At 72.9% G+C, this 1868-nt stretch carries 3 protein-coding genes; 2 read left to right on the top strand and 1 reads right to left on the bottom strand.

What is annotated here, in order from left to right:
* Together AB0N07_RS50545 and proC are read left to right on the top strand one after the other, a co-directional pair.
* Nucleotides 1-545: sugar phosphate isomerase/epimerase (locus AB0N07_RS50545; protein WP_365847691.1), on the top strand; the 545-nt coding region annotated here is incomplete at its 5' end.
* Nucleotides 542-1372, top strand: a complete 831-nt coding sequence (proC, locus tag AB0N07_RS50540; RefSeq protein ID WP_365847689.1) for a pyrroline-5-carboxylate reductase — start codon at nt 542-544, stop codon at nt 1370-1372. The genes AB0N07_RS50545 and proC, both read left to right, overlap by 4 nt.
* A 15-nt stretch (nt 1373-1387) precedes the next feature.
* Here the strand turns inward: proC and AB0N07_RS50535 are convergent.
* On the bottom strand, nt 1388-1868 hold a 481-nt coding region (locus AB0N07_RS50535), incomplete at its 5' end, for a TrkA family potassium uptake protein (RefSeq protein ID WP_365847687.1).

The following is a 1868-nucleotide window of genomic DNA, read 5'->3' as shown; positions in this document are numbered from 1 at the left end:
CGCCGTTCCGCTGGCAGGGCACGTACGCGGTGCGCTTCGCCGAGGGCATCCACGAGCTCATGGCGGAGACCGGCGTCGTGATCGCCGTGGAGAACATGTACCCGTGGCGGGCCTACGGCCGCGAGGCCAAGATGTACCTGCCGCACTGGAACCCGCTGCCCGAGCCGTACGAGCACGTCTGCTGGGACTTCTCCCACGCGGCCATCGCGCGGGCGGACTCCCTGGCGGCCGTCCGCGAGCTCGGCCCGCGGCTGCGGCACGTCCACCTCACCGACGGCAACGACTCCGGCAAGGACGACCACCTGGTCCCCGGCGAGGGCACGCAGCGCGTGGCCGAGACCCTGCGCCACCTGGCGACCGAGGGCCTGGCCGGCGCGGTGTGCGTGGAGGTGGGCACCCGCGGCGTGGAGTACGCGGGCCAGCGCGAGGAGAAGCTGGCCGTCTCGCTCGCCTTCGCGCGCGAGCATCTGGCCGCCGGCGGGACCGACCACCACGACGACGACGGCGCTCCGCGCCCGACCACGAAGGAGACGGACCGACCATGAAGCTGACCATCCTGGGCCTGGGCACCATGACCGGGGCCATCCTCGCCGGAGCCCTCGAGGCCGGCGCCGTGCGCGCTGAGGACGTCACCGCGACCACCCGCTCCGCCGCCTCCGCCGAGAAGGCCGCCGCGCAGCACGGCGTCACCGTGACCTCCCAGGAGCGGGACGAACGCGCCAACCATGCCGCGGTCGCCGAGGCGGACATCGTCCTGGTGGGCGTGAAGCCGAAGGACGTGGTCGCCACCCTCACGGACCTGGCGCCGTCGCTGCGCCCCGAGACCGTGGTGGTGTCCGTGGCAGCCGGCGTCACCTCCGCGACCATGGCCGCCGTGCTGCCGGCGGGGCAGCCGATCGTGCGGACCATGCCGAACACGCCCCTGACGGTGGGCTCAGGCGTCGTGGGCGTGGCCCCCGGGCCGGGCGTCACCGAGGAGCAGACCACCGCCGTGCGCGCTCTCTTCGAAGGCTCCGGCCTGGTGGTCCCGGTGGCCGAGGAGCAGCTCTCCGCCGTGGTGGCCACCGCCGGCTCCGCCCCGGCCTACGTGTTCCTGCTGGCCGAGCTGATCGCCGCCCACGGTGCGGAGAGGGGACTGGACGCCGCCTCCGCCGAGGCCATGGCCGCGGCCACCGTCAAGGGCGCGGGCATCATGCTCCAGCAGGAGGGGGCCAGGGCCGAGGCTCTGCGCAAGGCCGTGATGAGCCCGAACGGCACCACTGAGAAGGCCGTGGAGGCGTTCCTGGACGGCGGCATGGGCGACCTCGTGAACCGTGCCATGGACGCGGCCGCGCAGCGCGACAAGGAGATGGCCGAGGAGTTCGGGGCCTGACGGCTCCGGTGTGCCTCAGGGCCGGGCCGCGAACCGGTCGATGAGGTCCGTGTGCCCGGAGACGATGAGGGTGTCGCGCGGGCCCACCCGGGTGTCCGGCTGGGCGTAGGTGAAGTCCTCGCCCGGGGTCTTCACGCCCACCACGGTCACGCCGTACTTGGAGCGCACGCGGGACTCGGCGAGCGTGAAGCCCACGCACTCGGCCGGCGGGTACATCTTCACGATCGCGAAGTCGTCGTCGAACTCGATGAAGTCGAGCATGCGCCCGTTCACGAGGTGGGCGGCGCGCACGCCGGCGTCGTGCTCCGGGAAGATCACGTGGTTCGCCCCGATCCGCTTGAGGATCGTGCCGTGCGCCTCGCTGATCGCCTTCACCCAGATGTGGGGGATCTCCAGGTCCACGAGGTTCACGGTGATCAGCACCGATGCCTCGATGGAGGTGCCCACGCCGACCACCGCCGTCGCGAAGTCCTGCGCACCGAGCTGGCGCAGGGCC

This window comes from Streptomyces sp. NPDC051172 (assembly GCF_040682555.1).
Classification (GTDB): domain Bacteria; phylum Actinomycetota; class Actinomycetes; order Streptomycetales; family Streptomycetaceae; genus Streptomyces.
This window is presented reverse-complemented; position numbering and strand designations above follow the sequence as displayed.